This window comes from Thermoanaerobaculia bacterium (assembly GCA_035593605.1).
GTDB lineage: Bacteria > Acidobacteriota > Thermoanaerobaculia > UBA2201 > DAOSWS01 > DAOSWS01.
Window position 1 is genome coordinate 22,249 of the sequence record DAOSWS010000032.1, and the last position, 15,421, is coordinate 37,669.

A 15,421-nucleotide genomic window follows, 5' to 3' on the forward strand; every position below is an offset into this window, starting at 1 on the left:
GAATCAGACGGTTTCGATCACCATCGCTTCAGTCAGAACGGATATGATATCCATTACCTCTGGCAGGTGATCTTCTGAAACACCCGCTTTGGCCATAATGTCCTGAACTGTGAGAGGGGCCGCATTGGGGAAGGGGAGGTGAAAGAGAAATCGCCCCTGGGCCCGGGTGAGGTTGATGCGCCTCTCCTTCAGCTCTCGGCCTTTTCCCGTCCAGACAGAAACGCTGCTTAGAGCATTCCCATTCCGAGCTGTGGAAAACCTTGCCCCTGAATCGGTTTTCTCGCGAATCCGCTGGGATGTTTCCGGGTCCCGGATTGGTTCAGGGATGAAATCCTTGAAATCGACCTCGATAGTAATGCGATCCACCGTTAACGTGTATCGGAAGTAGGGTCTTTTCCCTTCATGGACCTCTTCTTTGCTCAGAACACCCAGGCCCGATAAATTCTCCAGGAAGTCCTGAGCGGTCTGGATATGGAGGCCGAGCCTTGATGCCGCCTCCGAAGCGGAAATGGTCCGGTAATTGACCAGCAGTTGAAAAAAAGCCTCAGCGTAATCTTTGGAGATCAGGGATCCTAGCCGGGCAGCGGTGGAGAAGTCCATCATCAATGTACCGGTCCAATCTTCAGGGCATTCATGCGGTCCAGGATCCGGACGCCGTTCCCTTTCCTGTGCAGGTCCAGAAATTCAATAAAAAGATGGGCCAACGAAGCGCAGAGCTGATCAAAGGTCAGATCTTCTTTGAATTCAAGGTACATATCTTTCGAAATCGAGACACTGACATGTCCGTCCCGGTCAAAGGAGACCCAGGATCGTCCCTCGTGCGGTGGAACAAGACCATAGAGGTAGGCCCATTCCTGGCCCATCATGATCGGGACCAGGATGATCCTGTCGTTCTCTTCATAGGGCCATGCAATCAGATGCCGGAGAGAAAAGAGAGCAAAGGAGCGCACCTCATCCCTGGTGTATTCCGCCCGGGCCGCCGCGAGGGGGCGCTCCGTGAATCCGTTTTCTGCGCGGGTAACCGGCTGTGCGGCAAGTTCAAAGACTTCCCTTCCCCGCCATTTTAGCCGCTTTGTCGCGAAAATATAGACCATCCAGAAGAACAGGATCACAAGAATGATCATGAATAGACGAACGAGAGGGGCGTGAGGCCCGGCGTGGGCCATGGAAAAAAAGACAGCACTGATCGATAGGAGATAGGCGATAGATACCAGAAAGTTGGGGTTCCGTACACGGAAGAAAGCCAGGGCGGACCAGGCGGAATAGAGGAGAAAAAACGCACCTCCCGTTACCATGGCCTGCCGGGGACCGAAGAGGTAAAAAACGAAGGCAAGAATGACAAGAGTCACGACAGCCGGTATAAACATTGCCAGTCCGAAATCTAATTTCAATTTTCTCGAGGATGGTCCCATGGCTGCCTCCTTAGGAAAACGTGGACAACTTCACTGTATCCAGTTGGTCGAGGATCTGATCTTCTCTGCCCTTAAGGAAGAGAGAAAAGAAACCGGAGAAGACGTGCCCCATGTTCTCGCAAAGCTGATCGAAAGCCAGTTCATCTCTGTACAAGCGGTAATCTTTATGAGAAATGGAAACGATCATGGTCCCGCTGAAATCGATCATGATCCTGTTTATTGTCATGGTTTTTTTGCCCCCGCCGGTTCCTGAGCAGCAGCCTCTTCCTCCGTAATCCGGTGAAAGTCATACATTTGATGAATCACAAGGGCAAGGACTTTACCGTCTTCTCGGGTCGCGAAGGAAATGCGGTTCTGATCAAATTCGTCAATCCAGACCCCCCTGTCCCCGGTGTCTTTCAAATGAACAATCCCTTTTTGAGGATCGTGAATGGCCAGGTTTCCATTCTTATAAACGACCGTGAGCTCCATCTGGGCCATTGGTACCGGGTAGGAGCCCAGGTACGGCTGAAAGGATTCCGGTACATCGGCTTCGATCGATTCAGGGTTTTCTTTTTTGGGCAGGCGAACGTCCTGGTAAAGAACCAGTGTGGTGACTTTGCCAACGCTGGTTTCTTTAAATACCACCTTTACCTGGTCAGTCAGGAGAAAGGCACGCTTCCCTTCCGCGTCAGGTTCTGCGAGCTCAAAGGCCATCTGCCCCGGGATATCCACGGCCAGGTGGTTGTTTTGCACTTTCACGGTAAATACCTTGTCTGCCGGTCCTTTGTACTTGCCAAGAAAGCGCTGGTATTTTTCCAGATTGTCACTCTTGAGTTCGTCACCCTTCTTGAGATCGCCAGCTCTCCAGTCCAGAATCTCCATGCTTTTCGGGTTGAACCGTGTGCTCTTCGATTGGAGGGTCGCAATGCGGAGGTGACCGGAATCGGCATAATCAATTTCCTTTGCCGTAGTGTCAATGGGAATCCAGCGTCCCTGCCCCATATAGATTTCGTTCCAGCCATGCTGTCCGAAACTTCCGCCCCGGTTGGGGACCAGCATACAGCCCCACACGACCCGGGCGGGAATCCCGACCGCGCGGCAGAAGGCGGCAAAGAGCCTGGAGTGAGCCCCGCACTCTCCGACCCGCAGATCATAGGTGTTGCGGGCTCCTCCTCCCCCGGGGATGTCATAGGAAATTTCGTTGGCCACCCATTCGCTGAGTCGGATGGCTGCCTCCCAGGCATCCTTCGCACCTTTCGTGATTTCTTCAGCCCTGGCGATTAATACCGGATCCGCCGATTCAATGAAATCCTCCGGTTCCAGGTAGGGGAGGAGATCCTTTTCTCCCTTGAAGGAGGGCGGAAAGGGAGGAGCATTTTCCCCGTTGTACTTCCTGTGTTCGATTTCAAAGATACCCTCGATCAGGTTGTCCTTCACGGTACCCGTAAAGATCTGACCGGTAATGTTGAGGCTTTCCGGCGTGATCCACGCACCAATGGGCTCAAGGGTTGCCTTCACTTTTACATAGGTGATCGATTTGAAGTTCGAAATGGGGATGTCTACCTTTGCGAAGATGTCGTCATCGATGGGAATGGTCGTGATCGTATCCCGAATCGACGGATCGGCGAGGTATATGACCCGGCCCGGAAACTCGACCTTGAGCATCTGGCCGGTCGAACGGTCCAGCCACCACGTAGCCTTGGCTCCCGTGACCAGATTTACCTCATCGAGAACCAGAGCCTCAAAGGACCTGCCAAGAAGAGGTATGCTTTCCTCCCCCCGCTTTGTATAGCGGGTTTTCTGAATTTGAGCGTCCAGAGAATCGAAGACATTGTAATTGGCCGCATCCATCTTATTCGTCATGAAATCTCGGACCAGGTGGGGGAAAAAGATTCCGTTTTCAAGGATGACATCGGGAGGAAGTTCTACGACCTTGGTGGTCCCTTCGGGTTTCATGGTCACGCGGGCTTTCCCGTTTTCGATGACCGTGCTGGCCCCCATTTTGAAAGTTCCCTGGTCGATGTCGATCTGCTGGTAGGTAAAGGCCTTATAATCGGGATCTGTTTTACAGGTTGTCCGGATTTCCGTATCCACAGTCGCCCCGAGAAGGGAGACTTTGATTTTTACGTCATCCGTTAACGTCACAACCGGTTTGCCATCCACCTCATCCTTCTGGATGGATGTCGTGGCATACCCGCAGATCTTGCCCCTGATCTCCGCCGCATAGGTGTACGACGCTCCACTTTCTGCGAGAGCCGCCGGAATCCAGATCCCGATCAGCAATGATGCAGCAATTACGATTCGTATCTTGACTTTCATTACATCCTCCTTCCCAATTTTGTCCCCGGACTCATCCTGCAGCCTGATAACTCTAAAGAACAAATACTACATACTAAATATACTATAAGAGATATGTTGACAATTGTCAACCCCTATCCATGGGTTTATACGTACGGTCGCTAAATCTGATTCGATGTCCGTTCAGAAGGAAACCTGTTACACTGAGGTTGGAGCGTGACAGAAGATCCCTCGAAAGGGAATCGCGGACACCGGGAGCAATCCTTTGTAACTTTTGTCCTCTGAAGAGACATAGACCTACGATGACACGTCAACTCGATGAACCGACCCCTCTGTTCGATTATAACGACCTGCGGAATCGAAAAAAAGAATCCGTACAGTCCTGGTTTGAGACCTATTCCGATGCTGTCTATACCTTCATTTATTACCGGGTCGGGCGGGATTCCGACCTGGCATCCGACCTCACGCAGGAAACCTTTCTGGTAGCTTTACGCCGCCTGGAGTCGTTTGATCCAGCCAGGGGTTCGATGCTGCCCTGGCTGACCTATATGGCAAGAAATCAAATCCGGAAGACGCTGAAGCGGAGAAGAAGATTTTTCCCGATTTTTGGGAGGAGCGAGAAGGAGCCCTTTCACAGGGGTGAATTTGCGCGGTGGATCACACAGACCCCACTGCCCGATGATCTTCTACAGAACAAGGAAGTCAGAAGCTGGATCGCCGCGGCCCTTGCCTCCCTGCCGGGTCGATATCGCAATATTCTTCTGCGCTTTTACCATGAGGAACGTTCTATAAGGGATATCGCCGAACATGAGGGAATCTCGGAAAGCAATGTAAAGGTGCTGCTTCATCGCGCGAGAGGAGCTCTCCGTGCAATTCTTACAGAGACAGATAAGGAAGCAGAAATACTATCAGGAAAGGAGGCACTGTGAATCACACAATCGATCCGTACGAAGATACAAAGGTGGATGAAAACATGGCCAGGCTGGTAAAACATGCAGAGCCTCCGGTTTTTATGCCCCGGGATCGCAAGGCCTCCATCCTTCAGCGGTTGTTTCGAGAGATGGATGAAACAGGCGATCGCCATGTCGGCCTGAGCATTGGCCCGGGACTGAGGGTTGCGGTCCCGGCCATTCTTATCCTTCTGGCCATTCTCTTTCTGGGCATCTGGCCGACGGAGTCGCCCGTCGGAGTCACATGGGCCGATGTGATTCAGGAGCTCTCGCGGGCTTCAACGCTGCAGGGGAGGGCATCTTCCCGAATCGTGAATCAGACTGGTGAGGAACGGACGATCCAGATATTCTTCTATTACCGGGATCCGGGCCTCTCACGGGAAGAAGTCCAGGACCTCGACAGCCAGGAACCCTCCGTAATCACGATTCGAAAGAGGGGAGACCATTCTGCGGAAGAACTTATTCTCATTCCCGGAATTCGTTCCGCACTTCACGTTACCCATATTTATCTGGGAGAAAGATCCCTTTCTCAGCCTCCCCAGGATTATGTCGCCGAAAGTCTAAGGCGTCTCAAACAAATTTCATCCGATGAAGCCCGTGCCGTGGGGACGCGGGATTGGAAAGGGGAAACACTGAAAGGATTTCGAGCATCGCTGAACGCGCTGTTTCCGGTGCTTCCTTCCGGGATGGGCAGTGGAACCCTCCACGTATGGGTCTCTCCGGTTACCACCCTTCCGGTACTTGTCGAGCTGGACTTTCTTGATTCAGAAAAAAATCAGGTCTATACAGCCTACGATCACCTGGAGTGGAACCGTGCCCTGGATGAAGCCATCTTTCGCATGGATCCTCCCGACGACTACCAGGTAAAAGAACGAAAGCGCATCGTTCAATCCTATTCAGATGCTCATCTTGCAAAGAATGCAGCCGTTTCCATTGGCCTGGAAGATGCGCCTGAACCCATCCTTTCGCGGCACGATATTCTCAGGGTATCCTCCATCGAGGAGGTAACGGAGGAGGGGGATAATTCCGCACCGCCGCTCATCCGTATCACGCTGGAGTTACGGCGTGACTCCGCGGATACCCTGCGGAACGCCCTGGCGGCACCTTCCCCTCCGCTTATGATCGTAAACTGGAACGATGAGGAACGGCTGGTTATCAATTCGCGCAACCTGATTGCAACGAATCTGACGCTGGATCTTTCACGGTTGGGTCAGACTGCAGCGGATATCGAAACCCGTTATATTGAAAACGCAAGACCGGAAGTCATTCAACCCAGGGAGGATACACCATGACATCAGGAACAAGGATGCGTCGAACGTGGACCCGGATCACCCTCGCGGCTCTTCTTACCCTCTTTGCCGGGCTACTGGCAGCTCAGGAGAAATCCGAACCATCCTCCAGCCATATACTGGAGATGAGACTGGTCTCGGAGACCCCTGTGGAAGGATGGATGGAACAGGAATATCCCCAGGGTGAGGGAACAATGCTGTACCTGTCTCCGGAGGCGGCGCTCTCCAATGTGGACATTGAGAAGGCCTGGCCGGAGGAGATGCCGGAGGGAGCAGGAATCGGAATTCTCTTTAACGAAGAGGGGGCAAAGAAACTGGCACGCCTGACCGGGGAGCATATCGGCGAACGCCTGGCCATTCTTCTCGATGGGAATATCATGACGGCACCGACGATCCGGGCCCAGCTGACCGCGGGCCGCGCTCTGGTCCAGGGACACTATACTCTTGAAGAGGCAAAGGCAATTTCTGAAGCTTTGAATCCCGCTCCACCCGATGGGAAGTAAATCCCGAATCGATTCACTCTTCCCGGATCAGACAAACTCTACCTCATCCGGAGGGCGATTCGATCGCAAGTAAATCATTCCCAGAAGAATATCTGTGACGGCAGCGACGATGGCCCCGAGAAAGCCGAGAATAATGGTAAGGAAAAAGACCATGGAGATGATCGTCAGGTACGCGTAGGGTTTCAGAAGGCCATGTAGATTATCCGGAAGTCCCAATAATTTCACGGCAAAGATGATTCCCAGGATCGAGGTGGGAATCCCCACCAGGACTAATGCAATAATAAAGAGGATCTTCAGACGGATTTCTTCAGGGGTTGTCACGATACGCCCGGCACTCAAGATGATAAAAATAAGACAGCTTCCCGCAATGATGAGTGGAATCAGTGTATCCACGGCGTGGAACTGAAAACGATCATGAAGGAAATCGCGAAACCGGTAAAAAACATAGATCGAAAGCCCCATCTGAATTCCCGATACGATTAGCCATAACAATTTAAAGCCACCGAAATGTGCAAAAGCGGTATCTGCAAGAATGGCCATGACCATTCCGGGGAGTACGAGGCATCCGCTAACGATAGCCAGCCATCCTTCCAGGGTGTACGTTTTTTCTTCCATGTCTTACCTCCTTCATTCACCTTTATCTGAAAGTCAGACGAAATCGGGGACATACTCCAGAATATCCCCCGGTTGACATTCCAGTTCCCTGCAGATGGCCTCCAGCGTGGAGAACCGGATTCCCTTGACTCTTCCCGTCTTGAGAAGGGAGAGATTGGTCAGGGAAATTCCGATACGCTCGGAAAGCTCGGTCAGGGATGTTTTCCGTTTCACAAGGACCAGATCGAGGTTTACTTCGATAGCCATACCTCTACGATAATGCAAAATTTTATATTTGTCAACAAATATTTTATGTATTACATAAATTTATATTTGTAAGACATTTATATTTTATCGTATTAGGTAAACTTTCCTCGCTGAGAAGGTAGGAAGGTGAACATACCCCCGGCATGCTTGTACCGATCCTGCGCTCCCGAGATGTCTGCGCAGCATCCCGGTTGAGCAAAGGATGGTCGAGCAGAGCGAGGCCAACGTACCCCAGATAAGTAATCCCAGGAGGTCGACAGGGGAGGGTGTGTGGGTGTCTGTCATCCGAGTCCACACAAGATAAGTAATCCCGGGAGGTCGACAGGGGAGGGTGTGGGTGTGTCTGTCATCCGAGTCCACCCGCGTAACCCAAATTCGAGGACAAATCCAACCCTTTTCCGGAGAATCCGTTCCGGGGGACGGGGAGGTGGTGGGTCCGTTGTCCCGTCCCCCGGGAGTCAAGTGTCTTCAGTGTACTGTTTCCGGTACATCAAGGGCTACAGGCGGCAGTGCTGATGCCTGTGGTGGCGCAGAATCCCGATGGGGTGACGCTTCGGGGCGCCCCCCACGAATCGGTTCCCCAGCCGCCTTCCAGACCGGCGTCATCATCCCCTGCCACCAGAAACCACAGGAGTGCTTCAACGGAATCGGTGTCTTCCCATGTGTAGGGGGAGGTGATGTCGCAGGAGGGGGAGGCACCCAAAAGCGTATAGGTGGCCAGGTTGCTTCCTCTCCCCCACAGGAGGTGATAGCGAGCGGAGACGCAATGAGAGGTGTCCCAGGTTATAGTCAGGTCATTGGGATCGCCGGCCCCGTCGGCTTTGGTCACCCGAAGGGGACTGGTGCCCGACTCGACGCCGCTGGGGACGGGGACGGCGGTCGTGCCGCACAGTGGAGGCTGCATCTCGTCCACGATAATGGATATATCATCGATGTACCAGCCCTCCGTACCCTCGCAACCGGACCAGCATTCATAGGTGTACATCACAAATTTGAACCGGAATTGGGTGACGCCGGCCAGAGCGGTGAGGTTGAGGCGGGTTTGTTCCCAGCTAAGGTCGCCGCCGTCTTTGTAAAAGGAATCCACCCGTGTCCAGGTTCCCCCGTTGTCCACGGAGATCCAGACTCGGGCTCGGCTGGATTGGGGGCAGGGGATGTCGGCGGCATGCCAGAAGGTTAATTCCTTGAGCGAGATCCCCGCCGGAATGATGATATTAGGGCTGACCAGGGATTCCTCGGGATCTGCGTAACAGACATTTTCGGTTTCTTCGGGGCTGTGAAAGCTGTGACTGGGGCTATGGTACCGTTCGGTGGACCAGGTCCAATCGCCGTGGCCGGCGGCCGAAGAGCAAGCGCTGACCTCACCGATAAATGTGCCGGTCCACCCCACTGGACTCTCCATATCCTCGATGATTAGATAATCCTTATCGGTTTCCCGTGAAAAGGAGCCCGTAACGGCGCTGAAATTACTTCCCGTGACCGTGTAGGCAAAGGTCAGGATCTGGCCGGCGTATCCCGCAGGATCACACAGCAGCGTGATGGTGAATTCCCGTTGAACCGTCTGGCCGGCTTCAATCGTCCCGAGCGTATAGGCGGACGGTGTGATGACGACTGCAGAAGCAGGGATATCGCTCTGGGGCGACACGCCGAGGGCGAAAACAGTGCCCGAAGCGGCTTCTCCTGCACAGCTCGAATTGGAGATGTTGACGGTCATGACCGCCGTCTCACCATTGTCCAGAAATAGATCATTATCTCCTTCAGGGTCTGCCAGCGTACTGCCCGCGAAATCGGGATTCGGGCCGGAGATGCTGCCGTAGATATATCCTATGGTGGCGGTTTCGGCGCCAATGCAACGGATATTCAACAGACCGGAGGCGTTGTCATTGTTCAAGGCGTTGCTCGGATCGGTGGTGGTGGTCAACTCCACCTCTCCGTCGTCGAGGGAGAACGCGGCACCGGCTGTGCCCGAGTTTAAGCCGGCTAAGGTGTCGGCCCATCCGCGCCGCTCGACAGCCGCTTTATAGGGCCAATCATCCCGGGATCCGCTGACGTCACGATGCCAAACGAGGAGTCCGTATTCGGGGAGAAACGGCTCATAGTAACCCGAGGGCGCACGGTTTTCCAGGACGAACCATTCCCCTGAATCATTGGGCGTAATAATCCGGTGCATCACATTGGAGCGTGACGATCCGCCCAGGGCGTCGATCTGGTACATACCCTCGTGGTGAGTGGAGGCCGTGTACAGATCCTGAATGTCGGCGTCGAAGATCCAGCCGAAGCTGCTGGTGCTGTTGTTGAGCTCGATATCGAATTTTAACGGGGTACCCATGTGGGAGGGTTGCATACCGGATTTGGCGCCGTTGTAGCTGCCGTTATCCATCAGGTCCCACTCGCCTGCCACATTGGCGTCGTAGTCGTAGTCGTAGAGATCGGGTCCGCCCAGGGTGTGGAACCCCTCATGGGCGTACACGCCGACACCATACCACTTGTCCAGCACCTCGTACGGGGTGACGCTGCGGTCCAGGCCGGGTTCGAACTCCGGATTAAGGGAATATCCGTGCGTGCTGGAGAAGGTAACGCCGTCATCCGTGTCGACGTTGGCGAAGAGGATCCATTGATGTGACCAGATATGGTGCTGTGGATCCCCTCCCCAGCAATCGTCGCCGTAATTTTCCTGCCCGGGGCGGGCGTGGATGACAAAGATCATCAATTCAGCGTCGGTGATGGTCCCGTCCCCGTTCGTGTCGTATTTAGAGTAGTCCACATCCGGGTCCGCCGCCGTGATCGCCCACTGCGGCAGGTTGTAGATCTTTGTATTGGCGGAATCGCTGTTGCAATACGATCCCTGCTTCTTATCCGTTCCCCAGTAGGCCATCGTTTCAGGGTTGACGTACCATCCATCATTAACCACCGTGCCGCTGCCCAGACCGTTTTGCGCCACCTCCACCTGCCATTGGAACTGGCCGTAGCTCACTTCGTTGAAATAGTGGTTCAGACCGCCCGGCACCGAGGGGTCGCCGAACAGAATCTGCCAGCTGGCCGCCGAGTTCGGCTGGCCAGAGACGGGTTGGTAGTCCGGTTCGGTTGGCAGGGGTGTGCCGGGACCCGTGGTATGTTTCCAATCGCTGAACTCCACCAGAATGACCAGCACGGGCAGGGTCAGGGATGTGGGATTGACCGCATTCGTGCCCCGGCTGGCGGCGGATTCCCTGGAGGTGCCATAGCCCTGGGACAGGAACAGCGAACGGATGGAACCGTCATGAGGCATTTGGAACGGGATCCGCAGGCTGGAAGGATCAAGGTGCGGGCGGATATGGAGCGGCCAGTCCGCCGGTACCGCATCTACCCCAACGCGCAGAGGGGTGGGTTCAAGGGCCGCCTGTCCATTGGAGTTCGGGTCAGCGTACACCCACCAGCCGTCATCCCTCCGCAGGATCGTACGACCCGCTTCCGTTTCATAAAAAACGATCCGTTCATCTCCGATCATCCGGAGGCCGATCGTGGTTCCGTCAGGCTGCGTTAACGTATAAGGGAACGGATTGGCTTTGACCGCCCAGCCCGTTCCCGTTGAAAGTAACACCATCAAGGCGCACAACCAGATAACCGTGATCCATCCCTGTTTCGATGCCGACAGCAACGCGTTCCTGCTCGATTGCTCGATCATAAAAAGCTCTCCATTCCCCAAGCAGAGCAGAATGCGCAACGAATTCTAAAATATTTGAAAAATTCAAATTCATATGCCCTTGCGGCACTGGGGCGATTATAGCATTATTAAGCAAATCAATGTTTTCCTCTTTTTGTTCGGATTGTGTATTTCCATCGTCGATACCTGACTGTCAACTGAAATGTGGAAGATGGTTGAGGGAGTCAGAAATGCCCCCGGCATGCTTGATTCGATCCTGTGCTCCCGAGATGTATGCGCAGCATCTCGGTAGAGCAAAGGATGGTCGAGCACAGCGAGGCCAATGAACCCGGGGATCCTTCTTCTGAGCGCAAGTCCATCGCCGAATTACGACTTTTAGCTGGGATATTGGGATTAATTGAGGGAGTCAGAAGTGCACCTGCCAGGACAAGTTTCGCAACTATTTTCTCTCACGGGAAGACGAAGATATTCAGGATTTGGCAGTTATGGTATAGTATTTCTAAATCATTCTCAGGGGGATACAATGAGACATTTTTCTATTAAATCACCTAAACCGCCTATATATATACTTAACCCTTTTCTTCATCTTCTTGACCTCCTTTCTCTTTTCCTCCGTTTCTAACCCACTATACATTGATTCAAGTTCCCAGAAGGTACCAGGAACCAGGAACCAGATAGAGATCACTAACTCTGCGTACACTTTAAGTGATGACACTTATCTCTGCGCTTTAGGGGTTACTGGACGGGGAGTAGAAGTTATTCAAACTGATCCTGATGAACTGGTTCTGGTATCCCAAGCTATTCAAACGGGAACATCCATAATCCAATTCCCTGAAGATGGTTATTATCGATTAACGTCTTTTGTTGTCTCTGAAGATGGACAGAATTGGGCAGAAGCTTATTCATACTTTAGAGTTGATCAGGGGAATGTGCATACTATCCCAGAGCAGATTTACAAGAATGCAGTTGATGACATATTTATTGCAGACGTAAAATCAAAAGCAAAACTGCACGCGCACCGAGATCTTGAAGAGCTTAAAGCCAACGGTCTTCAAATTGCTATCGAGAATTGGCCACATGATGAAATTAACTTCCCCGTTGAAAACAATCTGGACCTCCCAATTGAGACCGAGGAAGAGATTTATTCAGAAGAATTTCTTAATACAGCCGTGAGCGATCCAAGATATGTAGACACGGTAATCGTCAATCCAACAAAGACATACCCCTGCTACACTGCCTCAATCTCACAAACTCCCAGTCTTCCCCTCTTCCAGAACAAACAGGCAACGATTAAGTTTCGTGCCTATAATACCTTTAAAAAACCATTTTTCGGATACACTTGTAGAACGATTAAAAATACCGTTTTCTACTTATACTCTAGAATTTGGGTGACAGATATCTGCACCAATTTCACCTATTTGAAGACAGTTCGATATCGTGTTGTAACTGACTCAACCGGAACTGCTAGGGTTACAATTGCTTACGCCCCGAACGGAGTCTATCCCAATATGGATCCCCCCATCATTCGATTATCAGGCATTACCTCGTTAGGTGATGTTAAAGTCGGAGAGTGTGATACCAGGACAGTTTCTTGTGATGGGCCAACTGGAGAGTGTGCAATTCCCGTATATACTTTAGGAAGCGAATCGCAGATTCTATTGGATGCGAATCTACGCTATGATTCTATAGATTTTGACCTTGGTTGTAACTACGATACTGGATTGTACCTCCACCAAATCGATGAATGGCTCACCCAGTCTGGAAAAGAAGAAGAATGGCAAGTGCATGGTTATTACGCCTTGGATGACGATCAGGTCGAAAATCCACAGAGTTTTATCATTTTTGATCATTTAAGAACTATCAGTTCCTTTTGGCAATCTAAGGCACTTCCTGTTGCCTATACACAGTTTTCCGCCTGTTACTGTAGCAAATACGCTGATTTTAATATCCCACACTTTACTATGGCGGTGTGGGCAAAAGACGACCAAGTCCCCAGTCCAATTTTAGCTTATGGAGATAAGGTCGGCTCTTATTGGACCTTCACCGAACCTCTTTCTCATGAGGCGGGGCACCTGTTCCAAGCGAACATGCAGGGAGGCTTTCTTTGGGCAGGGGAAGGTCATCAACTTTGTTTCGCAATTGACGACTCCACGACAGTTTTCACGGAAGGTTTTGCGCATTGGTTTGCTCTTTATATGGATCATTCTCTTAATCAGCCATTGTACCTTCAAGATAACTATTTTTGCTATCCATACGGTGACAAGAACACTGATGAAGTCTTTAATTGCAGTAGATGTAAATCATATTTGCAATGTTCACAGCTTGACGACAGCTATGATACCGCTTGGAAAGATGAGCTCGTCGTCGGTTCATTCCTATGGGATTTGTTTGATCAAGCTTTCTACAGTGAAGTGGGGAATTGCTTTATTGATGAAAGACAGGCATCAAATGCAGATCCAGACCCAAATACAACAGTTTATAGGGATCAGGTCAGCCTGTCAGTAGGAGCTTTGCGGAATTGGGACCCTTCAGGCTACCATTCGCTGAATGACTTTCTTAGGGATTGGTTGTCTCCGGGTATGCCTTTGGATGGAAAAAAGAGCCAACTGGATAGTCTTATGAAACTTAATTTTTTGACGCCTTTGCCTGGGCAATAAGTAATGAAGTACCTGTTTATTCTGGGAATGTCACTTTTTTTGGTCAGTTCAACGATCTTATGTGACACTTATGCACCCCTTGTGCCTATTGATACACTATCCGTTTCACCTCCCGCATATGATTTTCTCTTTTATGGAGGGTATCTTTACACTTCTAACAGAGAAGCAATCGGAATCTATGACACGCTTTCAGATGTACCCATATTGAAGAGCACTTTGGCTATGCCAAATCCCACAACTTTAATTCCGCGCCTCTATCGCTGGAAAAACCAATTGATTGTCCCTTACTATACTGATTGGAATAACAATGGTGTATATTTTTTCGATCTAACAAATCCAATCCAACCCACATTAATCTACCATTTTAATCATGAAATAATCTATGAAGAGACGCAGATTAGAGGGTTTGCAGTAAGCGGGTTTCCTAGCAACTACTCTATGGGACGCTGTGATGTCGGCAAAGATTATATTGTATGCCCTTGGGATCTTCTTGATGATAATCCATTATCGACAAACTATTATTATGTGACACCACTAGCTTTCCATTTTCCCGATTACAAAACAACTGTTATAAGGGTGTCTTTACCTGATGTTGAGTGTGGAGATGATAGTCCGCTTTCACAGCTCAACCTGATTTTTTTGCAGGATCGTTTTTTATGGGCATGGGGATCCGCTTATTGTGATGTGCAATATGCGACTATTGATGAAGCCTACCAGAACCAAGAAGAATATGCTTTTAGCTGCCGTTTTTGTGATTATATTTATTACGATTACCAATATGTAAGTAATACGTCACAAAACTATAAGCAATGGCTGATTACTCAATATTACAACGAACTTATACAAACGGATACTGAAGATTACATTTGGCCTGTGGGGAAACCGATCGAGTTCCCTCCAGGAATGTGTCAAAGGATTGATATTCAAGAACTATATGGCCATGAAAATTGGATCTATGGTACAGAATATGGTTGTGGAAATCACTTACTGAATTTTGATCCTACAATACCTTGGGATGTTGTTCCTATAGTTGGATTGAATGATCTTGCTACAACTCCGTATGCATTGAAAGTAATCAACAACATTCTTTATGTAGCAGGAGAGACTTCAATTTATCGCTTTGAGCCTGTCGGAAAAGACATTTCAAAGCCTAAAAGTACTATTCACGTTTCCTATGAAAACGATATCGTTCACTTTTGGGGGAGTGCTTCAGATGACGACGGAGTGAAGGGTGTTTATATCAGAATCGGTGATACTATGATGATTGCGGAGGAATTTGCAGAGGATGATAATGTATTTGATTCTTCCCGCCACCACACGAGACCATTTGAAGGCCCTTCCTCATGGAAGATTGATTTAGATACGTCAACATTAGAGCCTGGCGTTTACAACGTTAAAACCATTGCAGTGGATTGGGAAGGGAGTTTCTCTGTGATCGATGAGCGAGAAATCGAAATTGGAACCGGCCTTTTCGGAAGCAATCATGCACCCGTGAAACTTGAAAAGCGAATAGCAGATTGATGTTTCCACCCTGTTCGATAAAATAAGTATCTAGTCTTAGGGGTAAAGGACTATCGAACTCTACAAGAGTTCTGTTGTCAGTGACTTAATAGCATGATGACTATGGGAGGGGAACTCTGGAGGACGCATTTAGAACCCCAGTAAATATCACATATTGTTGAGGTTACGTGCTAAACAAAGAAAGGTGGTGCCCCCGGCTCACGTTTGACAGTTCATCGAGGGTGACACCCCGAAAGTGCAATAACGACGGTGACCTGCCCCCCAAAAACTGATCCAGATTCTGTGTTAGTGTTTTAAAGCCCATT

12 protein-coding genes are annotated in these 15,421 nt (G+C 50.6%); 6 read left to right on the plus strand and 6 right to left on the minus strand.

Annotated elements, in window-relative coordinates:
- Positions 1-3: 3 nt before the first annotated feature.
- Both PLD04_13170 and PLD04_13175 read right to left on the minus strand, forming a co-directional pair.
- Positions 4-600 carry a hypothetical protein gene (locus PLD04_13170; protein ID HXK69280.1) on the minus strand — a complete coding sequence of 199 codons (597 nt, stop codon included), beginning with the start codon at positions 598-600 and terminating at the stop codon, positions 4-6.
- A gap of 2 nt (positions 601-602) precedes the next feature.
- The gene (locus PLD04_13175; protein HXK69281.1) at positions 603-1,412 is read right to left on the minus strand and encodes a hypothetical protein; all 810 of its coding nucleotides are present in this window, start codon (positions 1,410-1,412) and stop codon (positions 603-605) included.
- On the opposite strand from PLD04_13175, the gene PLD04_13180 reads away from it, so the two are divergent.
- Complete coding sequence (locus tag PLD04_13180) at positions 1,411-1,665, plus strand: hypothetical protein (protein HXK69282.1); 255 nt, start codon at positions 1,411-1,413, stop codon at positions 1,663-1,665. The two genes, PLD04_13175 and PLD04_13180, sit on opposite strands and share 2 nt — an antisense overlap.
- Here PLD04_13180 and PLD04_13185 read toward each other — a convergent pair.
- A complete protein-coding gene (locus PLD04_13185; protein ID HXK69283.1) occupies positions 1,635-3,713 on the minus strand; it encodes a transglutaminase-like domain-containing protein in 2,079 nt (692 codons plus the stop codon). The two genes, PLD04_13180 and PLD04_13185, sit on opposite strands and share 31 nt — an antisense overlap.
- Before the next feature lie 281 nt (positions 3,714-3,994).
- Between PLD04_13185 and PLD04_13190 the strand changes: the two genes are divergently transcribed.
- From PLD04_13190 to PLD04_13200, 3 genes are read left to right on the plus strand one after another with little or no spacing between them, the layout of a single operon-like run.
- A complete protein-coding gene (locus PLD04_13190; GenBank protein ID HXK69284.1) occupies positions 3,995-4,621 on the plus strand; it encodes a sigma-70 family RNA polymerase sigma factor in 627 nt (208 codons plus the stop codon).
- A complete protein-coding gene (locus PLD04_13195; GenBank protein HXK69285.1) occupies positions 4,618-5,934 on the plus strand; it encodes a hypothetical protein in 1,317 nt (438 codons plus the stop codon). Before PLD04_13190 ends, PLD04_13195 begins: the two co-directional genes overlap by 4 nt.
- A complete protein-coding gene (locus PLD04_13200; protein HXK69286.1) occupies positions 5,931-6,434 on the plus strand; it encodes a hypothetical protein in 504 nt (167 codons plus the stop codon). The genes PLD04_13195 and PLD04_13200 overlap by 4 nt, the downstream gene beginning before the upstream one ends.
- 27 nt (positions 6,435-6,461) lie before the next feature.
- Here the strand turns inward: PLD04_13200 and PLD04_13205 are convergent, their stop codons facing one another.
- From PLD04_13205 to PLD04_13215, 3 genes are all read right to left on the minus strand, one after another.
- Positions 6,462-7,049 (minus strand): hypothetical protein, encoded by a 588-nt coding sequence (locus PLD04_13205; protein ID HXK69287.1) that lies wholly within the window; start codon positions 7,047-7,049, stop codon positions 6,462-6,464.
- A 33-nt stretch (positions 7,050-7,082) separates the two neighbouring features.
- A complete protein-coding gene (locus tag PLD04_13210) occupies positions 7,083-7,295 on the minus strand; it encodes a helix-turn-helix transcriptional regulator (protein ID HXK69288.1) in 213 nt (70 codons plus the stop codon).
- A 490-nt stretch (positions 7,296-7,785) separates the two neighbouring features.
- Complete coding sequence (locus tag PLD04_13215; protein ID HXK69289.1) at positions 7,786-10,959, minus strand: M6 family metalloprotease domain-containing protein; 3,174 nt, start codon at positions 10,957-10,959, stop codon at positions 7,786-7,788.
- 569 nt (positions 10,960-11,528) lie between these two features.
- Between PLD04_13215 and PLD04_13220 the strand changes: the two genes are divergently transcribed.
- Both PLD04_13220 and PLD04_13225 read left to right on the plus strand, forming a co-directional pair.
- The gene (locus PLD04_13220; GenBank protein HXK69290.1) at positions 11,529-13,595 is read left to right on the plus strand and encodes a hypothetical protein; all 2,067 of its coding nucleotides are present in this window, start codon (positions 11,529-11,531) and stop codon (positions 13,593-13,595) included.
- A gap of 81 nt (positions 13,596-13,676) precedes the next feature.
- On the plus strand, positions 13,677-15,116 hold the full coding sequence (locus PLD04_13225) for a hypothetical protein (GenBank protein HXK69291.1): 1,440 nt from the start codon (positions 13,677-13,679) through the stop codon (positions 15,114-15,116).
- The last annotated feature ends 305 nt before the right edge of the window (positions 15,117-15,421 follow it).